Origin of the sequence: Erythrobacter fulvus, assembly GCF_028595285.1 — a bacterium.
Taxonomy (GTDB): Bacteria; Pseudomonadota; Alphaproteobacteria; order Sphingomonadales; family Sphingomonadaceae; genus Erythrobacter; species Erythrobacter fulvus.
Genome location: NZ_JAQQXQ010000003.1, coordinates 33,193 through 58,467, shown reverse-complemented (window position 1 = coordinate 58,467; position 25,275 = coordinate 33,193). Strand labels below are relative to the sequence as shown.

Sequence of the window (25,275 nt, the reverse complement as noted above, 5' to 3'; positions counted from 1 at the left end):
ATCTGATCACGGCAGTTGGGATCAGTGCAATTACGGAGCGCGCGCAGAACCCGGGAGCGGCAGAGTGCTGTCAGCCGGCCGATCATGTTCGGGCCTTGCTGTCATGGGGAAACGCAAATGATCCTGCCGAAAGATGTTCTCGTACTGGTTGCCGACGGTGGCCGGATGATGCTGATGCGCAATGACGGCGATGCGGTTTCGCCCAAGCTTGCGGTGATCGAGCACCGCGACAATCCCGCTCCGGCCAATCGCGACCTGTTTGCCGATGCGCCGGGGCGCGCCTTCGAAAGCCATTCGCCTGCGCGCAGCGCCTATGACAACCGCGATCCACACGCGGAGCGTGAGCGCGCATTTCTCGCCTCCGCCTCCGCCGCGCTGGAAAGCCATGTGACGAAGGACACGCCGGGCATCATCATTGCCGCCGATCCGGTGTCGCTCGGGCATCTCAGGCAGCATTACCCGCAGGACATCACCAAGCTGCTGCTGACCGAATTCGACAAGGATCTCACAGCGATGACGGTTGGGGACATCACCGACTATCTCGCTCTGGCTGAGTTCCCGGCCGCGCGCTAGTTTAATCCAGCACGGCCATTCAGGGCGAGGTCTACGGCTTCCTCAATCTGGTTTATCCGGAACGGGCCTTCATAGCTGCTGGCGCGCGTCAGCTTGCCCGAGGCGCGGGCCGGATCGCCGCTCACCATCAGCACCGGGATGCTGCCATCGCCCGAAATGCGCCTCGCCGCACGCATGACACAACCGAATTCGATGTCGTCGCCGATGACGATAAGGTCGGGCTTGCACCGCCGCGCCGCCGCCAATGCCTGCTGTTCGGTCCAGGTCAGATCGAAGGAGCCGAAACCAAGCCCCGCCAGATAGTGTTTGATCGCCCGACTGATGGCGATGTTCTCGTCAATGATGAGCGCGTGCGGCATCCGAATCTTCCCCTTCCTGCCGCGCAGTTTGACGACGGCGCATAGCGGCTGCGCCCCGCAATTCTCCGGATGCAACGCCGCCAAGGCATCATCCCGACGGATAACTGGCGTTGGAGTGGCCGCTCGCAACGACCCTTTATGGCAGCGTCGAACCACTGGGCCTGTAACATTCCGGCCGACGCCTCGTAGTTAACCCAAGTGCGCGAAGCCGCACGGTTGGAGCATATTCACACAGCAGGCCGTGTCCTCATGCAGATTTTTCAGGAAAACAACGAAGTCGCCCTGTCCATGTGCTCGCAATTGCTCCGCCATAACGACGTCCTTTGCCCCGGGGCCGGTAGTCGCCTGTTCGAAGTGCAGGAAGCCGGCTCGTTGGGTCGCCGACAAGGATTACGGAGCGGCGCATGACAACGCCGCTCCCCCTTGCCGACCGCAGAACGGCGGGCAAGCTGCTGGCCGCGCAGTTGATGCATCTTCAGGCCGATAATCCGCTGGTACTTGCCCTGCCGCGGGGCGGTGTGCCCGTGGCATTCGAAATTGCCACCGCGCTCGACGCGGAGCTTGATCTGCTAATGGTGCGCAAGCTCGGCGCGCCGGGCAATAGCGAATTCGCGATCGGCGCGGTGGTCGACGGGGAAGAACCGCAACTTGTGCTCAATCCGGAAACGAGCAAGCTGTTCGCGCCGGGCAACGTCTATCTCGAGCAGGAAAAGCGCGCGCAGATCGCGGAGCTGGAACGACGCCGTCATGCTTATGTCGGAAAACGGCACAAGCCGCACATTGCCGGGCGGACGGTGATCATCGTGGATGACGGGATTGCCACCGGCGCGACCATTACCGCGGCCATCCGCGGCGCGCGCATGGCCGGAGCAGCACGATTGGTGGCAGGTGTGCCGGTCGCCGCGCGCGACACATTCCGACGTCTGCAACCGCTCTGCGACGAGATGGTGGTGCTCGCCATGCCCGAACCCTTCCTGTCGGTAGGCCAGCATTACCGCGATTTTTCGCAAACCACCGATGCCGAGGTGATCCGCCTGCTTGCGCTGGCGCGCAAGCAGGCGGAGGGCTGACGGCTAGGCCGTCAGCCCTTGGGCCGCACCACCCGCGGCCCGATATCGGCCATCACTCGGCGCGCATCATAAACCCGCGTATCATCGGTCGGGACAGGGCCGCGCCCGATCCTGATATCGGCGCTTGCCTCGAATTCCTCGATCTCGCGGCTGTCGAACCGGTCGGCCCAGAACGGATCGGCATGCCAGGGATCGTAATAGAGCCAGCCGCCGCCACGCACCCGATAACTCCAGTATGGCAACCAATAGCCGTAATTGGTGCCATACCAGGGGCGATAGAGCGGATCGCGGCGGATCTCGCGGGTGACGGTGTGTTCGGTTTCGCGGTCCAGCAGCCTGAACCAGGTCCCGCCCTGTTCGACCGTAAGTTCGGCTGCGCGATAGAGCAGATAGGCCTCGACCGTTTCGCGAGAGGTCAGCGAATTGCCGTGGAAACGCACGCGGAACAGGTCGGGGGCAATCTGTTCGTGCGAATATCCGCCATGGATCGCGCTTGAAGCGGATTCGGGCTGGTACGGCGTCGCCTGCGAACAATTGGTCAGTACTACTGCGGCACAGGCCAACAATGCCGGCCCAATGAACTGTTTCATCGCACGTCCCTTTTCTACGGGTCACGATCCCGGAGCCGATGTTGGCGGGCATGGACCAGCGCGAAATCCGGTAATTCCCGAATAGGTGTCGGAAGGAATGGCGCGATCAGTTCGTGTCCTTCCGTATATTTACGGATGCCGCTTCATGCGCACCCGGTATCTCTGGTGCATGTCCGGAACCTCGACTAAGCTTGGTGATCGGGAGGCAGATGAAACTGGGGGATTCAGGCGATCATCAAGGGCGGGTGCCCTATACCCGGCTGGCCGGTCCGCTTATCGACCAGATCCCGGCCGCAATAGCGTTGTTCGATGCGGATCTGCGCTGCGTGATGGTCAATGCACGCTGGCTCAGCCAATTCCCTTTCGCTGCCGGCGACCCTGTCGGTCGCGATTGCAGTGATTTGTTCACCAACGGCTGCGAATTGCTGCGCGGCTATCTCGAACGGGCGATTGCCGGCGAAATCTTCTCCAGCGAACCTGCCGCTCCGAACGTGCCCGACGCACGCAAAACATGGTTCCGTTCGCATGTCGGTCCATGGCGCGACACGCGCGGCAATGTGCGCGGCGCGATGCTGGTGTGCGAGAATGTCACCGCCGAGATGGAACAGACCCTGCGTTCCAAGGTGCTGCGAAAGGAATTGTCGCTGTTCGTCGACAATGCCGAAGGCTTCGCGCTTTGCATGCTCGACGAGGAAGGCAAGGTGACGATCTGGAATTCGGGGGCCGAACGCCTGTCCGGCTGGAGCGAGGCCGAAGCGCTGGGCCAGACCTATGAGTTCCTGTTCGATCCGGAGGAGCGGGAGCAGGGTGTACCGCTGCAGCAGCTCGAACTGGCGCGCCGCAACGGAACTTTCAGCGACCGCGTATGGCGGGTGCGCAAGGACGGCGTCCGTTTTCGCGCCGACGTGATGATTTCGCGGATCGAGGGCGATGATCTGCTCCCCAGCGGCTTTGGACAGATCCTGCGCGATGTAAGCAACGAGGAATTTCAGGCGCGCTCGCTTGAAGCCAACACAGTGCTGTTGCGCGCCATCATGCAGACGATTCCGGATGCATTGGTCGTCATCGACATCGAAGGCCGCATCCTGCTGTTCAGCAAGGCAGCCGAGGAGATGTTCGGTTACGAAGCCCGCGAGGTAATGGGACGCTCGGTTTCGATGCTGATGCCCGAACGCGATCGTGCGGCGCATGATGCCTACATGAGCCACTATCGCCGCAGCGGTGAAAGCCGGGTGATGGGCCGCAAGCGTCGCCTGATCGGGCAGCGCAAGGACGGCACGGAATTCCCGCACGCACTCCAGATCGCCGAAGCCATCGGCGGCGGACAGCGCATGATAGCAGGCTTCATGCAGGATCTGAGCGACGAGGAAGCGACGCAAGCCAAGCTCGAGGAATTGCAGCGCGAACTTGCGCACATGTCGCGCGTCCACGAAATGGGCACGCTGGCGAGCACGATCGCGCACGAACTCAACCAGCCGCTGATGGCGGTGGCGAATATCGTCCAGACCGCGGCAGATATCCTCAAGAAAGGCGATCCGGCCAGCCGCATGGTTCTGGCGGAAGCGCTGGAGGACGCAGGCCGGGAAACCCTGAGGGCGGGCGACATCCTGCGCCGCCTGCGGGTCTTCCTGTCGCGCGGTGAACTGGAAAAGACGCTTGAGGAGCCTTGCAAGCTCGCCGAGGACGCCATCTATTTCGAAGCGGCCGGCGCGCGTTATCGCAATATCGCCTGCGCAGTCGAGTGCACGACACCCGGCATGCCGCCGATTCTGGTTGACCGGGTCCAGATCCAGCAGGTGATCCTCAACCTCGTGAAGAACGCGATCCAGGCAGTCGATGCCGATGGCAGGGTTGTCGTCCGGGTTGTGGCGCAACCGGATCAGATGCGCTTCACCGTGATCGATACGGGGCCCGGAATATCGCCTGATCGGGTCAAGCGGCTGTTCGAGCCGTTCAACACAACCAAGTCCGAAGGCATGGGATTGGGATTGCCCATTTGCCGTTCCATCATCGAGGCCCACGGAGGGACAATCTGGTACGAACCCGCGCCCGGCGGAGGGGCGGCTTTCGTCTTCACGCTTCCGCAATATGCAGAGGAGAGCGATGATGCCGAATGAACTGCGGATGATCCACATTGTGGACGATGACGAGGGCGTGCGACGGTCGCTCGACTTCCTGCTTACGCATGCGGGATACGCGGTTCAGCGCTGGGACAGCGCCGAGGCGTTTCTCAAGGGAGCCGACAAGATGGTACCGGCCTGCGCCATGCTCGACATTCGCATGCCGGGGATGGACGGACTTGCCCTGCAACTGGAAATGAAGGCGCAAGGTTTCAATTTCCCCGTCATCATCCTGTCCGGCCATGGCGATATCGGGATGGCAGTGCAGGCGATGCAGGCCGGTGCGGTGGATTTCCTGCAGAAACCGGCGGACCGGCAGCACGTGCTGGAATCGGTCGCCAACGCATTCGCTTCGATGGATAACAGCGAAGATCAGCGCAATCGCGCAGAGTGGGCCAAGACCCAGCTTGGCCGGCTTACCGCGCGCGAACAGGAGGTGCTTGACGGCCTCGCCTGCGGTTACCCGAACAAGACCATCGCCTATGATCTCGGCATCAGCGCCCGCACGGTGGAAGTCTATCGCGCCAACCTGATGGAAAAACTCGGCGTGAACAGCTTTGCCGATGCCTTGCGTATCGCCTTTGCCGCCGGACTGGGATCGGAGCGCCAATGGCTCGAATCCCACACGCTTATCGTCCGGGAGCACCCGCAGGAGTAAGGCGCGCTTCCGGACAATTCCGCATCCCGCCCGCGTCCCTGAAATAGCAAGAATAGACAGCGGGCGGGCGCTCGCGCGACGGTTTGCCGCTCTGCCTGCCCCAGCGATGTGATAGGGAGACAGGCAATGCACAAAACCGACAGCGAGCTTCAGCGCGACGTGCTGGATGAGCTCGCTTGGGAACCCAGCATTGATCACGCGGATATCGGCGTATCGGTGATCGACGGCGTGGTGGCGCTGAACGGCTATGTCAAAAGCTATGCCGAAAAGACTGCGGCCGAACGCGCGGCGATGCGAGTCGAAGGCGTGCGAGCGATCGCCGACCAGATCAAGGTCCGCTATCCCTCGGACCGCAAGACTGCGGATCACGAAATCGCCAAACGGATCCTTGATATCTTTGCCTATGATGTCCTGATTCCCGAAGACCGTATCAAGGTCGCGGTCGAGCGCGGATGGGTCAGCCTGACGGGCGAAGTCGAATGGCGTTACCAGAGCGACGAGGCCGCACGGGCGGCGGGCAAGGTGTCAGGTGTGACCGGCGTTTCGAACAATATCGCGATCAGCATCAAGGCGAGCATCCCCGACATCCGCGAGCGGATCGAGGACGCATTCAAGCGTCAGGCCGGGCTGGACGCGGCCTCCGTCACGATTGCCACCAGCGGCCACAAAGTCACCCTCGGCGGCACGGTCAAAGCATGGCACGAACGGCAGCTGGCCGAACAGGCCGCCTGGGCCGCACCCGGCGTGACGCAGGTGGAGGATCGTATCGTAATCGGCTGAATGCGGGTTCGCCCGGTTCAAGGGCGTGGGTCGGCGGTCCAGAGGCACAGACCGCCGACCCAATTTTCATCTGGCAGTCAATGCGCCAGCAGCAGCGGCACCGTGCTCGTGGATAGCATCGTCCGGGTCACGCCGCCGAAGATCGACTGCGCCAGCTTGCCCGCACCATAAGCGCCCATCACCAGCATTCCGGCATCAATCGCGCGGACATGGTCGCGCAGCACGGCGGCAATAGTGTCATCGCTGCGCCGCTCGACCAGTTCGGGCACTATCCCGTGGCGCGAAAGATAGGTGGCGATATCCTCCATCGGCATTACCCCCGAAGGAGGATCGACTTCTAGCACCACCACCCCTGCCGCATGGCGTAGCAGCGGCACGGCGGCACGCACCGCCTCGATCGAGGGGCCGGAGCCATCCCACGCCACCAGTGCCGGCTTGTCGAGCGCCAGACCGCGGACAGCAGGCGGCACCGCCAGCAGCGGCCTTCCGGATCTGAGCGGCAGGGGCTGCGGACTGGCATCGCCACCGTCCGTGTCTTCGTCCGCCAGCCGCGCCGACAACACGATCAGATCGGCCAGATCGGCACCACGCGAAAGCGCATCCACCGGCCGGTCGAAGCTCTGACCGAACGACCATGGCACATCCTCGCCACCCAGCCGCTGCTCAATCGCCACACGCAAGGCGCGCTGAGCCCGTTCGACCTCGGCCAGCGCCAGTGCTTCCGCGCCGCCCGCGTAATTGCCGAGCGCCAGCATCGGCAAATCGCGCACCTCAAGACATTCGAGATGCCCGCCGACAGCCCGCGTCACATCAAGCGCGACCTGCAAGCGGGATTCCTGGCCGGGATCGTCATGGACCAAAAGCAGGATGTTCTTCATGCGGCATTCCTCCTGTTGATGCAGAGGTAGCCCCGCCGGAAAGACGGGCTTTCCTGCGGGACGGGAAATTCGTCGGGAGCGCGGCCTGGCTGGTCCGTATCGGGCGGTAGCGGCTCGGTTTCGGGCAGGTCTGGCGGCGGGGGCTCGTCGGGCAGCGGCACGATACCGGGCGGCTCATCGGACGCGATCCGGTCGGGCCGCTGCGGTGGCATCCCGCCTACGGTCAAAGACACGTGGCCCAAGATCAACCGACCGCGATCTTGCGGACGCGGCGCGCCGCTTCCTTGTCCTTGCCGATAGTGATCTTCAACACGCCTTGGCGGAACTTGGCATCGATCTGTTCCGGATCGACGTCGGGCGGCATGCCGAGACGTCGCTGGAAGCTGCCATAGCTACGCTCGCTGATCAGGCAGCCGCCCGATGTCTCCTCGCTTTCCTCACGCTTCTCGCCCGAAATCGATAGGACACCATCGGCGAATTCGACGTCGATGTCCTTGTCCTCCATGCCCGGCACTTCAATCGCCAGTTCGTAATGATCTTGCTTGTCCTTCAGTTCGACCAACGGGCTGAAGTTGGTGCCGTCGGGCAGCGGGAACAGACGGCGCATCTGGGAAGGCATGCTGAAATCGTCAAAAAGCTGGTCGATCTCGTTACGCAAACGACCGAAGACCGCCGCAAGACCATGCTCTGCCGATGCCTGCACGGGGACCATTTCCGATTGCTTGTTCATCGCTTCCTGCTCCTCCTCTCGCGGTGTGTTGCAGTCGGGTCCTGACGCCTGCAACTTGGGTCAAGGCTATGCCTGTCACCGTCCGGAGTGGATCGGTAAACCTACGGAAGCACAGTTCGGGGCATTCACGGATTGGGAGCACACGCGTTGGTGTGTTTATCTGTCACGGCAGGCAATCGCGGCAAGTTCGCTTCCCCCAAAAGCTGCTTCCCGATTGCCTGCACCCAGGCGGAGGCATGATCACGCAAGAACGGCGACGTCCGCGATTCCCGCTAAAGGGCGTGTGGGACCGTCACTCGGTTGGGAGCAAGGCAAGCAGCGCAAAACTCGCCAGCCAGTGTTCGCCCATGTAATCGCCCGCGACGTGCGGCAGAGCTGCGTCGAGATGATCCTCTGCGCGCTTGTGAAGAAGCTGCCGAAGAGCCTGATCGCTAAGCGCCTTCGCGCAGCCGAGCAGGCACCACGCGCGGCTGAGATTGAGCCCGTCGAGATGTGCGATCTTGCCGTCGCTGCGATCGGAGACGAATACCGGCATGCATTCGCGGGCGAGCCAGCCGTTTGCGATCACGAGTGCCTCGAACCATGGCGCAAAGGACAGGTGCGGGCGCACCTCGGCCATCAGCAGTGCGGCAGTAAGGACGGGAGAAAGGAACTCGTCCCCACCCGGCTCCCAACCTGCATAGTTAGTGCGGTGACCGAAGGCGTGTTCGGCCCATTGATCGATCAATGCCGCAAGCGCCGGATCGCGCCGGGCTGCCCAGCGCCGGGCAAGGATCAGGGCAAAGGCCGTATTGTAATGCGTGCCGACGGTGATCGGATAAGTCAGAATGCGCAGGTAATCCCGCAACCTGTCGGCAAACGCCCGCGCCAGTGGCTTCAGCCGCGCGCCCCATTCCGCATCCCCGTGCTGCTCGGCCTCGTGGTGGAGATAGAGCAGCCAGCCCCAGCCATAAGGCCGTTCGAACCCGCGCGAGGACGGCCGGTCGAGATAGGCCAGTTCGATCGCCAGTTTTTCAGGGGTGAAAGTTTCATCGGCCAGTGCGGCAATTTCCAACGCTTCGGGCATATTGGGATAGAGCCGCCGCAACGTCAGCAGGGTCCACCAGCCGTGGACGCAGGAATGCCAGTCGAAACTGCCGAAGAAAACGGGATGCGCGGCGCGCGGCAGGCGCAAGTCCGCCTCGCTCTCGAATACGTGCTGGTCCACGTAGGGATAAGGCCGCGCCACGTGGCCCAGCGCGATGCGCGCGAAATTGCGGGCGATATCCTCGGTCAGTTCCACAGCAGGAAGGCTCCGACATAGATGATGACGATGTTGCAAGCGAGCAGCGGCAACGCCGTGCCGATCTGCTGGCGGATCACCGCGTTCTGATCATTCAGTTCCAGCAGCGCGGCGGGCACGATGTTGAAGTTCGCCGCCATCGGAGTCATCAGCGTACCGCAGAAACCCGCCAGCATCCCCACCGCGCCAATCACTGCCGGGTTGCCGCCATATTCCTCCACCAGCAACGGAATACCGATCGCGGCCACCATCACCGGGAAGGCGGCGAAGGCATTGCCCATGATCATCGTGAACAGCACCATGCCGAGTGCGAAGACCACCACGGTCAGCAACACACTGCCTTCGGGGATCGCCCCGCCCGCCAGCGCGCCGATGATCTCGCCAACGCCCGCCAGCGCGAAAACCGCGCCCAGCGCGGCGAGCATTTGCGGCAGGATCGCCGCCCAGCCGATCGAATCCAGCAGCCTCCGCCCTTCCTCGGCAGGCGCAAGCAACGGCGGGCGCAGCCACACCGTCGCGGCCGCAAGCGCCACCAGTACGCCGATCCCGAACAGCAACAGCGTCTCGCGCCGCGGCTCGAACAGACCGGTCTCGCCGAACGGGGTGTAGTTGTAGAGCAGCGTCCCCGCCACTGCCGTGACAGGCACGATCAACGCGGGGTAGAACAGGCGGTTGCCGAACCGTTCGGCATCTCCGACCCGCTCTGCCAGGGTGGTGGTGGCAGGCGCACTGCGCTTAATTCCGCCCGCGCCCGCAATCGTCACCAGCGCCAGCACCAGCACCCCGTTGACGAAGTCCGAGACATGGCTGCCGAGAAAGAAACTCGCCGCCAGCACGCCCCAGAAGGCAGCATTGCCGATCCGCCGGTCGCGCAGGCTGAGGATTGACCAACCCGCGAAAAACGCCCCCGCGAGCAAGTAGAGCCATTCATAGGTGATCACGCCCGCACCCTCCCCAGCCTGCGGTCGAGCGCGGTGATCCGCCACGAATGGATGATGAAGGCGCAGATCGCGGTCGGGATCGCCCAGACCGACAATTGCAGCGGCGTGAGCGGGTAGCCTGCGCTTTCGAACACCCCCTGGATCAGCAGGATCGACGCGATGGCGAAAAAGATGTCCTCGCCGAAGAACAGCCCGATATTGTCGGTCGCCGCGGCCATGGCGCGCACCTGTTCGCGCTCGTCATCTGCCAGCGGCCCGTGCGATTGCTCCGCCGCCGCTTCCGCCATCGGCGCGACCAGCGGGCGGACGGCTTGCGGGTGACCGCCGATGTCCTTCATGCCCAGCGCCGCGGTGATCTGGCGGAAGCCGAGATAGATCACCAGCAGCCGCCCCATCGTCGCCCCGCGCACACCCGCAATCACTGCACGGGCACGTTCCTGCAGCCCGTGTCGTTCGAGCAGCCCGATCACCGGCAGGATGATCCACGTGACCGAAATGTAGCGGTTGTCGTTGAAGGCCTTGCCCAATGCCTCGATCACGGCGACCGGATCGAGTCCCGCAAGCAAGCCCGTGGCCACGGCTGCGCCGACCACCACCAGCAGCGGATTGAACCGCAGCGCAAAGCCGATCACAACCAGCGCGATCCCGAGAAGCGGCCAGTAATTCACGCCGTTCCCTCCCCGAAACCGCCCCCGCCGGGCGTCAGGATCACGAAAGTATCGCCCGGGCGCATTGCCGCCGATCCGGTTGCGCCTAGTTCCTCGCGGGTGCCGTCGAGCCGTTCGACCCAGTTGCGACCGGGCAGCGCATCGCCCCCACCGCAAATTCCGCGCGGCGCCACCTTTCGGCGGTTGGCGAGCATGTTGGCGCGCATTTCCTCAAGGAAGGTCACGCGCCGCACCACTCCGTCGCCGCCGCGATGCCGCCCGGCCCCGCCGGAACCGCGCCGGATAGCAAACTCGTCGAGCCGGACCGGCAGGCGGGTTTCTAGGATTTCGGGATCGGTTAGGCGCGAATTGGTCATGTGGGTCTGCACAGCGTCTGTACCGTCATGATCCGGCCCAGCGCCCGAACCGCCGCAGATCGTCTCGTAATACTGGTGGTTTTCGTTGCCGAAGGTGAAATTGTTCATCGTCCCCTGCGACGGCGCGAGCCGGCCCGTTGCTGCGAACAGCGCGTCCGTGACGACCTGGCTGGTCTCGACATTGCCCGCCACCACCGCCGCGCCGGGGTGGGGGTTCAGCATCGAACCCTCCGGCACCACCAGCGTCACCGGCCGCAGGCACCCGTCGTTCATCGGGATCGCATCATCGATCAGTGTGCGCAGCACATAGAGCGCGGCGGCGCGGGTGATCGCGCGCGGGGCGTTGAAATTATCGGGCAATTGCGCGCTCGTTCCGGTGAAGTCGAACACCGCCGAACGGCTTTCGCGGTCAACACGGATGGCCACCTTCACCGCCGCGCCATTGTCCATTTCATAGGCGAATTCGCCGTCGTCAAGCCTGTCCAGCAACCGGCGCACGCTTTCCTCGGCATTGGCGATGACGTGGCCCATATAGGCGGCGACAACCTTGGCCCCATGTTCGCGCGCGGCACTTTCCAGCAATTCGGCTCCACGGGTGCAGGCGGCGAGCTGGGCGCGCAGATCGGAAAGGTTGCGCGCCGGATTGCGCGCCGGACGCGGCCCATTGGACAGCACGTTACGCACCGCCGCATCGCGGAAAGTACCTTCATCGACCATCAGCAGATTGTCGATCAGCACGCCTTCCTCTTCGATCGTGCGGCTTTCGGGCGGCATCGAACCGGGGGCGATCCCGCCGATATCGGCATGGTGCCCGCGCGCGGCGACGAAGGCGTCAGGCTCGACGCTTTCCTCGCTATAAAATACCGGCACGATCACGGTGATGTCGGGCAGATGGGTGCCGCCGCGATAGGGATCGTTGAGGACATAGGCATCGCCCCTGCGAAACCCGCGCCCGTCGCGGCTTTGTCCCCGGGCTTCGATCACGCGAGCGATGGAATCGCCCATGCTGCCGAGGTGGACGGGAATGTGCGGTGCATTGGCGATCAGCGCACCGCTCGCGTCGAACAGCGCACAGGAGAAATCGAGCCGTTCCTTGATGTTGACCGAGGTGGCGGTGGATTGCAGCACCACACCCATTTCCTCGGCAATCGCCATGAACAGGTTGTTGAATATCTCCAGCCGCACCGGATCGACAGCGGTTCCAGCGGCCTGTTCGCGCGCCATCGCCACGGCACGGGTAAGGATCAGGCTGCCTTCGTTAGCCAGCCGCGCCTGCCAGCCATCCTCCACCACCGTGGTTGAACCTGGATCGATCACCAGCAGCGGGCCGGGATAGGCCTCGCCCGATGCCATGGCGCTCCGCGCGATGGTGGGCCATCGACTTGAAGCCTCGCCCCGCACCGTCTGGGGTTCGGCGGCAGCACTGCCGAGCCCGCCTGCCTGCCCGCTCGCCTCGACACTCAGCGCCTCGACGATGATCGCGGCCTCGGCATCGGAATAGCCAAAGCGCTGGCGGTGCAACTTGCGGAACGCGGCATCCATAGCTTGCGGCGCATCGACGGGGATGGTGAGCACACTGTCGCTCCCCGCAAAACGTAGCCGCGCGCGCGCTTCGAGCGTCACGGCATCGGCGGCAATCCCCTGTTCGACGAGCGGGCTGCGGGCCTCATCCTCCAGCGCGGCCAGCGACGCGGCGAAACTTTCCCCCAGCGGCCGGACGATACTGACCTCACGAATTGCCTTCACCGGCGCGAGCCCGATACCGAAAGCCGAAAGCATCCCGGCTAGCGGATGCACCAGCACAGTCTCCATCCCCAGAGCATCGGCGACCTTGCAGGCGTGCTGGCCCCCTGCCCCGCCGAAACAGGCGAGTGCATAGGTCGTCACGTCATGCCCTCGCGCGACGCTGATCTTGCGGATGGCGTTGGCCATGTTGTCGACCGCGATCGCGAGAAAGCCTTCGGCAATGTCCTTCAGTGGCCTCGGCTCGGGCAGCGCGGCAGCCACCTCCTCAAGCCGCGCCCGGGCAGCCTGCGGATCGAGCGGCGCGTCGCCTTCAGGGCCGAAGACATGCGGGAAAAAGGCGGGATCGATCCGCCCCAGGAACAGGTTGCAATCGGTGATCGTCAGCGGGCCGCCCTTGCGATAGCATGCCGGTCCCGGATCGGCTCCGGCGCTCTCCGGCCCGACCCGGAAGCGCGAACCGTCGAAGGCACAGATCGAGCCGCCGCCCGCCGCCACAGTGTGAATCTGCATCATCGGCGCGGCCACCCGCACGCCTGCCACCACGCTATCACCTGTCAGTTCGTATTGTCCGGCATAATGCGCGACATCGGTGCTGGTACCGCCCATGTCGAAGCCGATCAGCCGATCATGGCCAAGCGGTGCGCTCGCGGCGACCATGCCCACCACGCCGCCCGCCGGGCCGGACAGGATCGCGTCCTTGCCCCTGAACGCGCCGACCTCGGCAAGCCCGCCGTTGGACTGCATGAAGCGCAGCCTTGCCGCCGCAGGCAATTCCCGGCGCAGCGTATTGGTATAGCGGCGCAGGACCGGGGAGAGATAGGCGTCGACCACAGTCGTATCGCCCCTCGGCACGAAGCGGATCAGGGGGGCGACCTCGTGACTGACACTCACCTGCGCAAAACCGGCCGCGCGCGCCAGCTGTGCCAGCGCGGTTTCGTGATCGCGATATTGCCATCCGTGCATCAGCACGATGGCGAGCGCATCGAAACCTTCGGCGCGCAAAGCCGCGAACGCAGTTTTCGCCGATTCGCGATCAAGCGGGCGCAGCACCGTGCCGTCGGCCGCGACACGCTCGTCGATCTCGATCACTTTGGCGGGCAGTTGCTCGGGCAGGATGATGTGCCGCGCAAAGATTTCGGGCCGCGCCTGCGTCCCGATCCTCAGAGCATCGGCAAAGCCACGGGTGGTCACGAGCGCCAGCCGTTCCCCTTTGCGTTCCAGCAGCGCATTGGTGGCGACTGTGGTGCCGATGCGCAGTTCGGCAATCGGTGCGTCCCCAAACCGCGCCATCAATCGCCGCACTGCCTCGCTCGCGGCGTCGGCATAATGGCCGGGGTTCTCACTCAGCAGTTTGTCGGTCACCAACAGTCCTTGCGGCGTAGTGGCCACGACATCGGTAAAGGTGCCGCCGCGATCGATCGCGAACCGCCATGCGCCGGAGGGTGCCATGCTCATGGCGCGGGTGTCGTCCGAGGCGCGCGGGATTGCAAGGGTGCGCGGGCGGCTTTCGGCAGGTGGTTTCGCCGGCGGTACTGTTTTCCGGCTGGCCGACACGGGCGGCTTGGGGCTAGGGAGCGGGAAGGATAACGACGACCCGCGCCCTGCCTTCCCCACGATAGCGAACCTACCCATGCCCTCTACCTTCATCGCGCTCCAGCATCTCGTTCCCCAGCACACTCTCTCCCGGCTTGCCGGAGCGCTGGCGGCGAGCGAGCAGCCGTGGCTTCGCGACCAGCTGATCCGGCGCTTTGTTGCTGCCTTCAACGTCGATCTGAGCGAGGCGGCACGCGGGATCGGGCAATTCGCCAGCTTCAACGATTTCTTCACGCGCGAATTAAAGCCCGGTGCGCGGCCGCTTGCCGATGCCGATGCCTTCATCCTCAGTCCCGCCGACGGCGCAATCAGCCAGCTCGGGCCGATTACCGGCGGACGCATCCTGCAAGCCAAGGGCCGCGATTACAGCGTGGCGGAAATCCTCGGCGAGAGCGACGAAGCGGCGGCAGCGCGGTTCGAAGGCGGACGATTCATGACGATCTACCTGTCGCCGCGCGATTACCACCGCGTGCACATGCCGGCTGCGGGCCGCCTCAATTCGACCGCCTATCTTCCGGGCGACCTGTTCTCGGTCAATCAGGAGACGGCCGAAGGGGTCGATCGCCTGTTCGCCCGCAACGAGCGGCTGGCGTGCCTGTTCGATGGGCCGGACGGGCATTTCGCCAGCATCATGGTCGGAGCGATGATCGTCGCGGGGATCGACACCGTCTGGGGAAATCATTTCCGGACCCACGCCCCTGCCCCGGTGCGCGAGGAATTCGCAGCCGCGGCACATGATTTTGCCGCCGGGGACGAGATGGGCCGGTTCTACCTCGGCTCTACGGTTGTGCTGTTGTTCGAACCGGGGCGAGTCGAATGGCTGAAAGAACTCGTGCCGGGCGATGCGCTGCGGATGGGGCAAGCGATCGGACGGCGGCTCGCGAGTTAAGGCGGACGCCCTGCCGGATGCAGCGGTTGCCGCGCGCGAACAAAGAGCCGAAAAGGGGCTGGAGGGGAGGATTGTTCAATGAAGCGTAGCGCCAAATTCGCTCTTGTCGTTGCCGGGATCGCCGTCGCAGGTTTCGCGGGTTTCAAGGTTGCCCAAGGCCCGTTGACACAGGCGGTGTTCGAATACGAGGTCGACCGCAATCTCGGCAGGGATCCCAGCGCGGCGCTTCCGGATGGTCTCCATGTCTATGTTTGCGGTTCCGGCTCGCCGATGGCCGATCCCGATCGTGCGGGGGCGTGCCTTGGCGTGATCGCGGGCCAGCAGCGGATGATCTTCGACGTCGGATCCGGCAGCATCCGGGTGCTGGGACGCATGGGCTTTCCGGTTGGCCGCACCGACAAGCTGTTCCTTACCCACCTGCATTCCGACCATTTCGACGGGCTTGGCGAACTCATGGTGCAGAGCTGGGTGCCCAATGCCCGCGCCGTCCCGCTGCCAATGCTCGGCCCGCCGGGCACCGCCGAACTCGCCGAGGGCTTCAATCTCGCCTACCGTATCGACAGCGGCTATCGCACCGCACATCACGGCCCCGAGGTCGCCAATCCGGCGGGTTACGGCTTGGCACCCGAAGAAATCGTGATCCCCGAAGGTGCCACCAGCGTCGAGGTGCTGCGCGACGGAGACCTCGTCGTAACCGCGATCCGGGTCTCGCACGACCCAGTCAAGGACGCCTATGGCTACCGCATCGACTACAAGGGCCGATCAATCGCAATCAGTGGCGATACCGCCTTCGATCCCGCTTTCGCCGAGGCATCCAAAGGCGTGGACGTTATGTTCCACGAGGCTCTCGATGTGGACATGATCGCCACGATGGGAGAGGCAGCCCAGCGAAATGGTGCCAAGCCGGTCGCCAAGGTGCTGGCCGATATTCCAGGATATCATACCGATCCGGTCGATGCCGCCCGGATCGCCGCCCTCGCCGGGGCGCGGATGCTGGTCTATTATCACACCATCCCGCCAATGCCCTCCTCGCTGATCGAGAACATGTTTCTCGAAGGCACCGGTAAAGCCTTCGGCGGCGATATCCGGCTTGGCGATGATGGCGATCTGGTCAGTCTGCCCGCAGGTTCGCAGACAATCGACTACACCCACGTCCTGTGATCCGCATCAGGCCGACTGGCGGATGACGAGGTTCGGGGGCAGAACAAGGCTTTCCGTGCTCTCCCCCGCCAACCGCCGCAACAGCAGATCGACCAGCCCGCGCGCGCCTGCGGCAATGTCCTGACGCACGGTGGTGAGCGGCGGGACAGTCTGGCGCGCGATTGGCAAATCGTCGAAACCGACGAGCCGCATGTCGTCCGGCACAGCGATCCCGCGTTCGCGCAGCGCGGTGAGGCATAGCGCGGCGAGTGTGTCGGTCGCGGCGAATATGCCGTCGATGTTCCCTGCGTGATCGCCGAGGTGCCGCGCGATTTCCTCGCCCGCGTGATCGGGCGAAAGGTGGGTCGGCAGTGCGACGATCGGTACGCCCATGCGCGCGGCGATATCCTGCGCCCCGGCATAGCGCGCAGCAAATTCCATCGGCTTGGTATCACCAAGGAAAGCAAGGCGGCTTGCCCCCGCGGCGATCAGGCGCTCTGCCGCCAACCTGCCGCCAAGGCGGTTGTCGGTGCCGACAACGCAGTGGCGCTGCCCTTCGGTATGATTGCCCCAGACAACCATCGGCAGATAGCCGTCGGCGACATCCTCGATCCTGTCGAACTGGTCGGACTGACCGATCACGATCACGCCGTCGATCATACCCGAACCGATGAACCGGTCGAGCCAGTCGGCATCGGTTTCCGGCACCACGCGGCGCAGCATCAGATCGTAACCCTCGCGCGTCAGCTCGTCGGCCAGGTATCCGAGCAAGGTCATGAAGAAACTGTCGGAAATCTGCTGGCGGGTATCGTGGCCGAGCGGGATGACAACACCGATCACCCCGGTCTTCTGACGGCGCAGCCCGCTTGCCATCTGGTTGGGACGGAAGCCGTGCTCGCGGGCAATCGCCTCGATCTTCTCGCGGGTCTTGGTGTTGACAAGGCTCTTGCCGGCGAGCGCGCGCGACACCGTGCCGGGGGAAACCCCGGCGATCCGCGCAAGATCGGTAATCGTGCGCACAGTCCCGCGAGGGGTCCGCTCGTTGTCTGTCGACATTCTAGCCCGTTGCCAGCCCCTGTTCGCGCGGGTGCCGGTGACCCGCATCAACCATCAGGGTAGCCAGCGCACCCGCCAGCATCAAGACGCCGCCCAGCATCAGCACGTGGCGCGGATCTCCGCCAAGCAGCGGGCGGTAGATCAGCGGCATGGTAAGCGTCTGGATCAGCATCGGAATGACGATGAACAGGTTGAAGATGCCCATATAAATGCGGTTGCGCCGCGGCGGGATGCAGTCGGCGAGCATGACATAGGTGTTGCCCATCATCCCGGCCCAGCCGATGCCGATACCCAGCATCAGCACAAACAGCGCCGCCGGCGTCGATACACCGGGGATCATCAGCATTGCCGCCCCCGAGGCCGCGAGGCAGACAGCATGGACGTGGCGGGCACCAAAGCGCTTCACCACCGGTATCAGCGCCAGCGCGCCAAGGAATGCGATGAAATTGTAAAGCGCGCCCGCCTGCTGGGTGGTCAAGGTCGCTTCGCGGAACGCGGCGCTGGCCGGATCGCTGGTATCGTAAAGGCTGCGGCCGACAGCGAAGGTGATGTACTGCCAATAGGCGAACATCGCATACCATTGGCACAACATGGCGCCGGCGAGCTGCTTCATAGGGCGCGGCATTTCGCGGATAGCGTCGCGGATTTCGGCAATCGTTGCGCTTGCGGTGAGCGGTTTGCTCGCCAATTCGAGTTGCTCGCCCGCATCAAGCGGCAGTTCCGGCACCCGCCATACCGACCACACGATGGTGGAGATCGACAGGATCGCGCCGATGACGAAAGCAATGCGGACGATCACCGGAATGCCGTTGGCATCCAGCACATCGCGCGCGACGAAAGCGGTGAGCAGCGACGGCGCGAGATAGGACAGGGTCTGGGCCAGCCCGGTAAAGGCGCTCTGGGTCAGGAATCCGGTCGAACGCTGATCGGCTGCTAGGCGGTCGGCCACGTAGGCGCGGTAGGGCTCCATCGTGATGTTGTTGCCCGCATCGAGGATCCACAACAGGCTCGCCGCCATCCACAAGGTGCTCGAATAGGGCATGGCGAACAGCGACAGGGTGCAAATCACTGCGCCGATCAGGAAATAGGGGGTGCGCCGGCCCATGCGGGTGCTGGTACGATCACTCATCGCGCCGACGATCGGCTGGATGATCAGGCCGGTCATTGGCCCCGCCAGCCACAACAGCGGCATGGTCGCCTCGTCCGCGCCGAGGAAGCCATAAATCGGGCCCATATTGGCCTGTTGCAGCCCGAAAGAAAACTGCAGACCGAAGAAGCCGATGTTCATCTCTATGATTCGCAACAGCGAAAGGCGCGGTTTTTCCGTCATTTGCCTTGTCCTGATCCTCTCGTCGCGCGCAATCGTCACGTCACGCTGCGATACCGGAGTGACACGATCGGGGGAAATTTGCAAACGTTTGCAAGATTCCTGTTGCAAACGTTTGCAACAGCGTTAGGCATACCGTCGTCGTCGCCAGAGAAGCGCGAACCCGAGAGGAGAGAGATCATGAAATTGCGTCACGCGCTTTGCGCCAGTGCAGCCCTGTGCAGCCTGATGAGCCCGGCCTTTGCCCAGGACGAGACCGTCAGCGATTCGGCCGCAGCCGAAGGCAATGAAATCATCGTCACCGCTGTGGCCCGCGGGCAGAACCGGATCGAAAGCTCGGTCTCGGTCAGCACCATCGGCGCGGACACCATCGCCAATCTCGCCGCACCGTCATCGGCCGACCTGATCCGCCAAATCCCCGGCATCCGTTCCGAAGCCTCAGGCGGCGAAGGCAACGCCAATATCGCGGTGCGCGGTATTCCGGTGTCGACCGGCGGTGCGCGCTATATCCAGCTGCAGGAAGACGGCCTGCCGATCCTCGAATTCGGCGACATCATCTTCGGCAATGCCGACAACTTCCTGCGCGCCGACCGTTCTGTCGCACGGGTCGAAGCGGTGCGCGGCGGCTCGGCCTCGACCTTCGCTTCCAACGCGCCGGGCGCGGTCATCAACTTCATCTCCAAGACCGGTGAGCGCGAAGGCGGCGCGATCCAGGGAAGTGTCGGGCTCGATTTCGAAAGCTACCGGCTCGATTTCGATTACGGTGCGCCGCTGGCCGATGATCTGACCTTCCACATCGGCGGCTTCTACCGCACCGGCGAAGGCCCGCGCGACATCGGCTACAACGGCTATGACGGCGGCCAGATCAAGGCCAACATCACCAAAAGCTTCGACGGCGGTTACGTGCGTCTGTCGGCCAAGTATCTCGACGACAAGACCCCGACGATCCTGCCGCAGCCGGTGTTCGTCGGCGGCACCAATGCCAACCCCGATTACAACGCGATCCCCGGCTTCGACCCGCGCACGGATTCGCTTTACAGCCCGTTCCTGACCCCGGCGGTAACGCTCGATGGGGCGAACAATCCGGCGCGTTACGATTTCCGTGACGGGCTTTCGGTCAAGAGCCTCGCCTTCGGGATCGAGAGCGAGATCGACGTGGGCGGCGGCTGGACGCTGACCAACCGTTTCCGCTTTGCCGACAATTCGGGCAGCTTCCAGTCGCCCTTCCCGGCCGGGGCCGGCGCCGCGCAGGACATCGCCAACGCCATCGGCGGCGCGGGCTCGACGATCAGCTTCGCCACCGGGCCGAACGCCGGCGGGGTCGCCAACCCGGCCACCATCGGCGGCAACGGCCTGCTCGCCAATGTCGTCGTGTTCAACGTCCGGCTCAACAGTCTCGACAACGTCACCAATGATTTCCGCATCAACAAGGAATTCGATTTCGGCGGCGGCTCGGCCAATTTTACCACCGGCTTCTACCTTTCGCGCCAGTCGATCGATACCGACTGGCTGTGGACCAGCCACGTCCAGACGGTCGAGGGCGACGGCAATGCCGTGCTGGTCGACATTCGTGACGCGGGCGGCGATCTCGTCACCCAGAACGGCACGGTCGGCTTCGGCGCAAGCTTCTTCGGCAATTGCTGCCGTCGCAATTACGACGTCGACTACAGCACCTATGCGCCCTTCGCGTCGCTTTCTGTCGAACTCGACCGGCTGACCCTGGACGCCAGCATCCGCTACGATTTCGGCGATGCCAGCGGGACGATCACCGGGGCCGACAGCGGCTTCGGCATCGGGCTGACCAGCTTCGATTTCGACAATGACGGGGCCATCAGCCCGGCCGAAGCGCAGACCAGTGTGTTGCCGCTCGGCAATGCCCGTCCGGTCAATTACGACTTCGACTATTTCAGCTTCTCGCTCGGCGCGAACTACCTGCTGACCGATGATCTGGGCATCTTCGCTCGCTATAGTCAGGGCGGCCGCCACACTGCCGATCGCAGCCTGTTCTCGCCTGCGGTCAGCACCGTCGACGGCAGTCTGCCGGGCGGCGATGCGGGCGTTGTCGCACGGGTCGACCAGCTGGAAGCGGGCCTGAAGTATCAGTCCGGCGGGCTGGCAGTCTATGCCACCGGTTTCTATGCCGAAACGGCCGAAACCAATGTCGACATCGCGCCGGTCGTGCTGTTCGATACCACCTATGAGGCATTCGGCCTAGAGCTGGAAGGCTCCTACCGTACCGGCCCCTTCAGCCTGTCGGCAGGTGCAACCTGGACCGACGCGGAAATCAAGGATGCGCTCGATGCGACAGTGCTGGGCAATCGTCCGCGCCGTCAGGCAGATCTGGTCTATCAGGCAACTGCACAATACGAACAGGACGCCTTCACGGTGGGCGCGAATATCGTCGGCACCACCGACAGCTTCACGCAGGATTCCAACCAACTGAAGCTGCCTGCCTTTGCGCAGGTGAACGCCTTCCTTGCCTTCCGCCCGATCGATCGGATCGAGCTGGGCCTCAATGCCACCAACCTGTTCAACGCCACCGGTTTCACCGAGGCGGAGGAAGGTTCCATTCCGGCCAACGGCATCGTGCGCGCTCGATCGATCGCGGGACGGACGGTACTGGCTTCGGTGCGCTTCGACTTCTGATCGTCCGCATCGCAAACCAAGGGCTGGCCGCCTGCTCTCCCCCCTTGCTGGGCGGCCAGCCCCCTTTTTCGAATTCATAAACGGGATAGACTGCTGTCATGACGAGCGTCTGGAGAGCCGAGCATGTGCGCGCGATCACGCGGGAAGCCGCGGTGACGATCCCGCCGGTGACGGCGCCCGACCGCTCGCGGCTCGATCCGGGCAGGCTCTACTGGGATATGTGGCCGGTGCAGGATGCACACGGTGCGCGGACCGTGATCGCAGGACGCCAATTGTGGATGGCCCTGACCGCGCCCGACCGCGGCGACCCGGCACTGCGCCATTTCGAGGCGAAGATCCACCTGATCGAACGGCGCGGCGATGACTGGCGCGATCTCGGCCCCGCCCTGCCGGATTTCGCCGTTCCTTACGAACGCGAATGGGCAGGCTCCGCGCTGCTTGATGACGGGATGCTGACGCTGTTCTTCACCGCCGCAGGCACGAGCATGAAGGCTGGCGGTTACCAGCAGGAATTGTGGGCGGCATCCGCCCGGATCGGCGACGATGGCCTGCCGCACGGCTGGTCTGATCCAAAGCCGCTGATCGAAGGTTACGGCACGTTCTACATGCCTGCCGACGCGCATGACGGGGCACCCGGAACAATCAAGGCGTTCCGGGACCCGGCATGGTTCCGCGATCCCGCCGACGGCACCGAATATCTCGCCTTCACCGCCTCGCTTGCCGGATCGGACAGCGCCTTCAACGGTGCCTTCGGTTTGGCGCGCAAGGGGCCTTCAGGGTGGGCCCTCGCCCCGCCGTGTCTCCATTCGGAAGGCGTCAACAACGAGCTGGAACGGGCCCATCTGGTGTTTCACGTGAAACATTACTACGCTTTCTGGTCGACGCAGACCGCGACTTTCGCGCCGGAACTGCGCGATGCACCGGGGGGGCTCTACGGGATGGTGGCGGACAGCATGGCCGGACCGTGGCGGCCGCTAAACGGCACGGGACTGGTGCTTGCCAATCCCGCCGACCGCCCGCTGCAGACCTATAGCTGGTATGTCGACGCCTCGCTGACCGTGTGCAGCTTTGTCGATATGCTCCCCGACGGCAGCTTCGGGGGCGTGCCCGCACCGTTGCTGCGATTGGAGCTCGATGGCGATCGGGCGACAATCCATGCTGCAACGCCGGAGACCGCTCTCTGATGCTGGGCGCGATCGAGGCAGGGGGGACCAAGTTCGTGCTGGCGGTGGGGCCATCCCCCGATACCATTGCTGCGCGCCATACGATCCCGACCCGCGATCCGGCGACCACTCTTGCCGCAGCAGCGGCGTGGTTCGACACGCAAGGGCGGATCGACGCGCTGGGCATCGGCAGCTTCGGTCCGGTCGCGCTCGATCCCGCTTCGGTCGGCTGGGGGCACATCACCAATACGCCCAAGCCTGGTTGGACGGATTGCGACATCGCCGGTTTCTTCACAGATCGCCTGGGCGTGCCGGTGGGTTTCGACACCGATGTGGGCGCAGCCGCGCTGGCGGAATATGCCGCGGCCGAAGCGCAGGGTTGCCGCAGCCTCGCCTATCTCACCATCGGCACAGGGATCGGCGGCGGACTGGTGCTCGACGGCAGGCCTGTGCACGGCATCGCGCACCCGGAAATGGGCCATATCTACCCGCGCCGACATGCCGAGGACCGCGACTTTCCCGGCATCTGCCCGCATCATGGCGACTGCCTCGAAGGGCTTGCCAGCGGGCCAGCGATCAAGGCCCGCTGGGGCGCATCGCTTTCGGAACTGCCACAGGATCATCCCGCGCACGCGATCATCGCCGATTATGTCGCACAAGCCTGCCACATGCTGTTCGCCACATTGGCGGCGGAGCGGGTGGTGATCGGTGGCGGCGTGGCCAAGACGCAAGGTCTGGTCGAACGCATTGCCGAACGCACTGCGCAGCTTGGCGCGGGCTATCTACCTGGCGGCGACCGCCACCGCGTCATCCGTCCGCATTACGGCGATGATGCAGGAATCACCGGAGCAATGATGCTAGCCGCGAAAGCCGCCTAGGGCACAAAAACCACTAAAAGCCGAGTTCCGTCAGCCCGGGATGATCGGCCGGACGCGGCCCCAACGGCAAGTGCAGCTTGCGATCCTCTGGAGCGATCGGTTTCTCGTTGATGCTGGCGTGCCGCCCGGTCATCAACACGTCGGCATCGAATTCCCAGTTCTCGTTACCATAGGCGCGAAACCACTGGCCGCTGTCGTCACGGTATTCGTAGGCATAACGCACCGCAATGCGATTGCCCGTGAATGCCCAAAGCTCCTTGACGAGCCGGTATTCGTGCTCGCGCGCCCATTTGCGGGTGAGGAATTCACAGACCTCGTCGCGCCCCTGCGGAAATTCGACCCGGTTGCGCCATTTCGTGTCCGGGGAATAGGCCAGCGCCACCCGTTCGGGGTCGCGCGTATTCCAGCCGTACTCGGCAAGCCTGACCTTTTCGGTCGCACTTTCGAGGGTAAAGGGCAGCAAGGGTGGACGGGAACGCAATCACCATCGACCCACGCTACAGCTTCGATCTCAGCGCGCGTGCAGGCTATCTCGTCAATGACAAGACGCTGGTCTACCTGCGCGGCGGCTACGCCAACCTGCAGGTGCGCACCACGCTGAGCGGCGAGGAAGGCCCGCATCAGGCGTCCGACAATCTCGACGGCTGGCTGGTCGGCGGCGGCGTCGAACGCGCGATCACCGATAATATCAGCGCGCGGGTCGAATATCGCTTCAGCGATTTCGGCAATAATGGTGGCCAGTGGGACCAGCACCAGGCGCTGGCCGACGTCATCTACAACTTCTGAAACGCAATGCGGGTGCGGCCCTGTCCCCGGACGGTCGCACCCGTCTGTTTGCCGGTGGATCGCTGACAGCGGGCGTGATCAATCTCGGCGGACTGGCGCTGGTTTACGCTGCGCGCCACGTCCATGCACGTCGGCGGCCCGCGCACGCAATTGCAGACTGTCCGGCAGTCAAAACCCCGGCGCCGCAGGGCCGATGCCTCGCCCGAAAAGGGTGATGACGGTCACTGCCACGACATCACCTAACCCGCCAAGGCGTCTGCCTCAGGGTTATTAAATTGACAGTTTGTGTGCCATATTTTACGTTTTGAAGACTTGGGTTCCCGCCCTTCCCGCAAAGGTTGCGAGGCACATGGCTGCAACGAAGATTTCCGCAACTTCGGCCACCGCGGCCCCACTGTCGGACGGCAGGCGCGAACGCAGCCGGTCAAGCCGTTCGCGCATTGCTTCCGCCATGCTTGAACTGGTGGCCAAGGGCGAGGTTGCACCCAGCGCCGCACAGGTTGCCGAAGTCGCCGGAGTGGGACTGCGCTCGGTGTTTCGCCACTTCAAGGATATGGACGCGCTTTATCGCGAGATGAGTGAGGAGATCGAGGCGCGCGTCCTCCCGATCCTGCTGCGTCCGCCCCAAGGGGCGACTTGGCAGCAACGCCTGACTGACCTTGCAGAGCGCCGTGCGCGGATTTTCGAGGCGATCATGCCCTTTCGCATTTCGGCCAACATCCGGCGGTTCGAATCCCCCTATCTGATGCAGGACTACCGGCGGCTTCTGCGGCTCGAAGCGGAAACGCTCGAAGCCCACCTGCCCGAACATGTGCGCGCCGACACCATGGGTGCGCGCGGACTGAATGTAATCCTCAGCTTCAACACCTGGCGGCTGTTGCGCCATGATCAGGGTCTGACGGTAGATGAAGCCAAAGCGGTGGTGCGGCGGATGCTCGACGATGCACTGGCACAGCAATCCGGAGCATGATGCGCGCGCAGATTGACGGACATGCGATATAATGACACTTATCATGCCAATAGTTGAAGGAATGGCGGGAGGGTAG

The 25,275-nt window shown here is 64.0% G+C and carries 24 protein-coding genes; 12 read left to right on the top strand and 12 right to left on the bottom strand.

Translation table 11 applies throughout. The annotated features are described in order from the left end of the window. The first annotated feature begins 117 nt into the window (after positions 1 to 117). Positions 118 to 573, top strand: coding sequence for a baeRF12 domain-containing protein (locus OIK40_RS04920; RefSeq protein ID WP_273676706.1), 456 nt, complete (start codon positions 118 to 120; stop codon positions 571 to 573). Here the strand turns inward: OIK40_RS04920 and OIK40_RS04915 are convergent. Continuing rightward, complete coding sequence (locus OIK40_RS04915) at positions 570 to 1,016, bottom strand: response regulator (RefSeq protein WP_273676705.1); 447 nt, start codon at positions 1,014 to 1,016, stop codon at positions 570 to 572. The two genes, OIK40_RS04920 and OIK40_RS04915, sit on opposite strands and share 4 nt — an antisense overlap. Before the next feature lie 320 nt (positions 1,017 to 1,336). Between OIK40_RS04915 and OIK40_RS04910 the strand changes: the two genes are divergently transcribed. After that, a complete protein-coding gene (locus tag OIK40_RS04910; RefSeq protein ID WP_273676703.1) occupies positions 1,337 to 2,002 on the top strand; it encodes a phosphoribosyltransferase in 666 nt (221 codons plus the stop codon). Positions 2,003 to 2,013: 11 nt separating this feature from the next. Here the strand turns inward: OIK40_RS04910 and OIK40_RS04905 are convergent, their stop codons facing one another. Beyond that, the gene (locus OIK40_RS04905) at positions 2,014 to 2,592 is read right to left on the bottom strand and encodes a CC0125/CC1285 family lipoprotein (RefSeq protein ID WP_273676702.1); all 579 of its coding nucleotides are present in this window, start codon (positions 2,590 to 2,592) and stop codon (positions 2,014 to 2,016) included. 209 nt (positions 2,593 to 2,801) lie between these two features. Between OIK40_RS04905 and OIK40_RS04900 the strand changes: the two genes are divergently transcribed. From OIK40_RS04900 to OIK40_RS04890, 3 genes are all read left to right on the top strand, one after another. Continuing rightward, the gene (locus OIK40_RS04900) at positions 2,802 to 4,709 is read left to right on the top strand and encodes a PAS domain S-box protein (RefSeq protein WP_273676700.1); all 1,908 of its coding nucleotides are present in this window, start codon (positions 2,802 to 2,804) and stop codon (positions 4,707 to 4,709) included. Positions 4,710 to 4,716: 7 nt separating this feature from the next. Continuing rightward, positions 4,717 to 5,370, top strand: a complete 654-nt coding sequence (locus OIK40_RS04895; protein ID WP_273676699.1) for a response regulator transcription factor — start codon at positions 4,717 to 4,719, stop codon at positions 5,368 to 5,370. Between the two features lie 126 nt (positions 5,371 to 5,496). Further along, positions 5,497 to 6,150 (top strand): BON domain-containing protein, encoded by a 654-nt coding sequence (locus OIK40_RS04890; protein ID WP_273676698.1) that lies wholly within the window; start codon positions 5,497 to 5,499, stop codon positions 6,148 to 6,150. 77 nt (positions 6,151 to 6,227) lie between these two features. Here OIK40_RS04890 and OIK40_RS04885 read toward each other — a convergent pair whose 3' ends face one another. The 7 genes from OIK40_RS04885 to OIK40_RS04855 all read right to left on the bottom strand — a co-directional run bounded on the left by OIK40_RS04885 (position 6,228) and on the right by OIK40_RS04855 (position 14,206). Beyond that, positions 6,228 to 7,028 (bottom strand): universal stress protein, encoded by an 801-nt coding sequence (locus tag OIK40_RS04885; RefSeq protein ID WP_273676697.1) that lies wholly within the window; start codon positions 7,026 to 7,028, stop codon positions 6,228 to 6,230. Then, the gene (locus OIK40_RS04880) at positions 7,025 to 7,240 is read right to left on the bottom strand and encodes a hypothetical protein (RefSeq protein ID WP_273676695.1); all 216 of its coding nucleotides are present in this window, start codon (positions 7,238 to 7,240) and stop codon (positions 7,025 to 7,027) included. Before OIK40_RS04880 ends, OIK40_RS04885 begins: the two co-directional genes overlap by 4 nt. A 32-nt stretch (positions 7,241 to 7,272) precedes the next feature. Next, positions 7,273 to 7,758 (bottom strand): Hsp20/alpha crystallin family protein, encoded by a 486-nt coding sequence (locus tag OIK40_RS04875; RefSeq protein WP_273676693.1) that lies wholly within the window; start codon positions 7,756 to 7,758, stop codon positions 7,273 to 7,275. A gap of 292 nt (positions 7,759 to 8,050) precedes the next feature. After that, a complete protein-coding gene (locus OIK40_RS04870) occupies positions 8,051 to 9,040 on the bottom strand; it encodes a DUF2891 domain-containing protein (protein ID WP_273676692.1) in 990 nt (329 codons plus the stop codon). Further along, on the bottom strand, positions 9,031 to 9,981 hold the full coding sequence (locus OIK40_RS04865; RefSeq protein ID WP_273676691.1) for a DUF979 domain-containing protein: 951 nt from the start codon (positions 9,979 to 9,981) through the stop codon (positions 9,031 to 9,033). The genes OIK40_RS04870 and OIK40_RS04865 overlap by 10 nt, the downstream gene beginning before the upstream one ends. After that, a complete protein-coding gene (locus OIK40_RS04860; protein WP_273676690.1) occupies positions 9,978 to 10,649 on the bottom strand; it encodes a DUF969 domain-containing protein in 672 nt (223 codons plus the stop codon). The genes OIK40_RS04865 and OIK40_RS04860 overlap by 4 nt, the downstream gene beginning before the upstream one ends. Then, the gene (locus OIK40_RS04855; protein ID WP_273676688.1) at positions 10,646 to 14,206 is read right to left on the bottom strand and encodes a hydantoinase B/oxoprolinase family protein; all 3,561 of its coding nucleotides are present in this window, start codon (positions 14,204 to 14,206) and stop codon (positions 10,646 to 10,648) included. Before OIK40_RS04855 ends, OIK40_RS04860 begins: the two co-directional genes overlap by 4 nt. Before the next feature lie 175 nt (positions 14,207 to 14,381). Here OIK40_RS04855 and asd point away from each other — a divergent pair, with 175 nt between their 5' ends. Together asd and OIK40_RS04845 are read left to right on the top strand one after the other, a co-directional pair. Then, entirely contained in the window at positions 14,382 to 15,233 is an 852-nt protein-coding gene (gene asd, locus OIK40_RS04850; protein WP_273676687.1) for an archaetidylserine decarboxylase, read from the top strand. Positions 15,234 to 15,311: 78 nt separating this feature from the next. Beyond that, positions 15,312 to 16,394 (top strand): MBL fold metallo-hydrolase, encoded by a 1,083-nt coding sequence (locus OIK40_RS04845; RefSeq protein WP_273676686.1) that lies wholly within the window; start codon positions 15,312 to 15,314, stop codon positions 16,392 to 16,394. 6 nt (positions 16,395 to 16,400) lie between these two features. Here OIK40_RS04845 and OIK40_RS04840 read toward each other — a convergent pair whose 3' ends face one another. Both OIK40_RS04840 and OIK40_RS04835 read right to left on the bottom strand, forming a co-directional pair. Beyond that, on the bottom strand, positions 16,401 to 17,429 hold the full coding sequence (locus tag OIK40_RS04840; protein ID WP_273676684.1) for a LacI family DNA-binding transcriptional regulator: 1,029 nt from the start codon (positions 17,427 to 17,429) through the stop codon (positions 16,401 to 16,403). 1 nt (position 17,430) lies between these two features. After that, positions 17,431 to 18,759: an MFS transporter gene (locus OIK40_RS04835; RefSeq protein WP_273676683.1), complete on the bottom strand. Its 1,329-nt coding sequence runs from the start codon at positions 18,757 to 18,759 to the stop codon at positions 17,431 to 17,433. Between the two features lie 177 nt (positions 18,760 to 18,936). On the opposite strand from OIK40_RS04835, the gene OIK40_RS04830 reads away from it, so the two are divergent. The 3 genes from OIK40_RS04830 to OIK40_RS04820 all read left to right on the top strand — a co-directional run bounded on the left by OIK40_RS04830 (position 18,937) and on the right by OIK40_RS04820 (position 23,443). After that, a complete protein-coding gene (locus tag OIK40_RS04830; protein WP_273676682.1) occupies positions 18,937 to 21,402 on the top strand; it encodes a TonB-dependent receptor domain-containing protein in 2,466 nt (821 codons plus the stop codon). A 98-nt stretch (positions 21,403 to 21,500) separates the two neighbouring features. Further along, the gene (locus OIK40_RS04825) at positions 21,501 to 22,586 is read left to right on the top strand and encodes a glycoside hydrolase family 68 protein (protein WP_273676681.1); all 1,086 of its coding nucleotides are present in this window, start codon (positions 21,501 to 21,503) and stop codon (positions 22,584 to 22,586) included. Continuing rightward, positions 22,586 to 23,443, top strand: coding sequence for an ROK family protein (locus OIK40_RS04820; protein WP_273676680.1), 858 nt, complete (start codon positions 22,586 to 22,588; stop codon positions 23,441 to 23,443). The genes OIK40_RS04825 and OIK40_RS04820 overlap by 1 nt, the downstream gene beginning before the upstream one ends. A gap of 13 nt (positions 23,444 to 23,456) precedes the next feature. Here the strand turns inward: OIK40_RS04820 and OIK40_RS04815 are convergent, their stop codons facing one another. Further along, entirely contained in the window at positions 23,457 to 23,924 is a 468-nt protein-coding gene (locus tag OIK40_RS04815) for a nuclear transport factor 2 family protein (protein ID WP_273676679.1), read from the bottom strand. Between OIK40_RS04815 and OIK40_RS04810 the strand changes: the two genes are divergently transcribed. Together OIK40_RS04810 and OIK40_RS04805 are read left to right on the top strand one after the other, a co-directional pair. Next, positions 23,909 to 24,229: an outer membrane protein gene (locus OIK40_RS04810; protein WP_273676678.1), complete on the top strand. Its 321-nt coding sequence runs from the start codon at positions 23,909 to 23,911 to the stop codon at positions 24,227 to 24,229. The genes OIK40_RS04815 and OIK40_RS04810 overlap by 16 nt on opposite strands. A 349-nt stretch (positions 24,230 to 24,578) precedes the next feature. Next, entirely contained in the window at positions 24,579 to 25,199 is a 621-nt protein-coding gene (locus OIK40_RS04805; RefSeq protein ID WP_273676677.1) for a TetR/AcrR family transcriptional regulator, read from the top strand. The last annotated feature ends 76 nt before the right edge of the window (positions 25,200 to 25,275 follow it).

Excerpts from the sequence above, each read along its gene's own strand:
- OIK40_RS04820 (WP_273676680.1), top strand. The coding sequence starts at position 22,586 with ATGCTGGGCGCGATCGAGGCAGGGGGGACCAAGTTCGTGCTGGCGGTG.
- OIK40_RS04875 (WP_273676693.1), bottom strand. The coding sequence starts at position 7,758 with ATGAACAAGCAATCGGAAATGGTCCCCGTGCAGGCATCGGCAGAGCAT.
- OIK40_RS04880 (WP_273676695.1), bottom strand. The coding sequence starts at position 7,240 with ATGCCACCGCAGCGGCCCGACCGGATCGCGTCCGATGAGCCGCCCGGT.
- OIK40_RS04840 (WP_273676684.1), bottom strand. The coding sequence starts at position 17,429 with ATGTCGACAGACAACGAGCGGACCCCTCGCGGGACTGTGCGCACGATT.
- OIK40_RS04905 (WP_273676702.1), bottom strand. The coding sequence starts at position 2,592 with ATGAAACAGTTCATTGGGCCGGCATTGTTGGCCTGTGCCGCAGTAGTA.
- OIK40_RS04895 (WP_273676699.1), top strand. The coding sequence starts at position 4,717 with ATGATCCACATTGTGGACGATGACGAGGGCGTGCGACGGTCGCTCGAC.
- OIK40_RS04835 (WP_273676683.1), bottom strand. The coding sequence starts at position 18,759 with ATGACGGAAAAACCGCGCCTTTCGCTGTTGCGAATCATAGAGATGAAC.
- asd (WP_273676687.1), top strand. The coding sequence starts at position 14,382 with ATGCCCTCTACCTTCATCGCGCTCCAGCATCTCGTTCCCCAGCACACT.
- OIK40_RS04910 (WP_273676703.1), top strand. The coding sequence starts at position 1,337 with ATGACAACGCCGCTCCCCCTTGCCGACCGCAGAACGGCGGGCAAGCTG.
- OIK40_RS04805 (WP_273676677.1), top strand. The coding sequence starts at position 24,579 with ATGGCTGCAACGAAGATTTCCGCAACTTCGGCCACCGCGGCCCCACTG.
- OIK40_RS04885 (WP_273676697.1), bottom strand. The coding sequence starts at position 7,028 with ATGAAGAACATCCTGCTTTTGGTCCATGACGATCCCGGCCAGGAATCC.
- OIK40_RS04920 (WP_273676706.1), top strand. The coding sequence starts at position 118 with ATGATCCTGCCGAAAGATGTTCTCGTACTGGTTGCCGACGGTGGCCGG.
- OIK40_RS04845 (WP_273676686.1), top strand. The coding sequence starts at position 15,312 with ATGAAGCGTAGCGCCAAATTCGCTCTTGTCGTTGCCGGGATCGCCGTC.
- OIK40_RS04830 (WP_273676682.1), top strand. The coding sequence starts at position 18,937 with ATGAAATTGCGTCACGCGCTTTGCGCCAGTGCAGCCCTGTGCAGCCTG.
- OIK40_RS04825 (WP_273676681.1), top strand. The coding sequence starts at position 21,501 with ATGACGAGCGTCTGGAGAGCCGAGCATGTGCGCGCGATCACGCGGGAA.
- OIK40_RS04900 (WP_273676700.1), top strand. The coding sequence starts at position 2,802 with ATGAAACTGGGGGATTCAGGCGATCATCAAGGGCGGGTGCCCTATACC.
- OIK40_RS04855 (WP_273676688.1), bottom strand. The coding sequence starts at position 14,206 with ATGAGCATGGCACCCTCCGGCGCATGGCGGTTCGCGATCGATCGCGGC.
- OIK40_RS04890 (WP_273676698.1), top strand. The coding sequence starts at position 5,497 with ATGCACAAAACCGACAGCGAGCTTCAGCGCGACGTGCTGGATGAGCTC.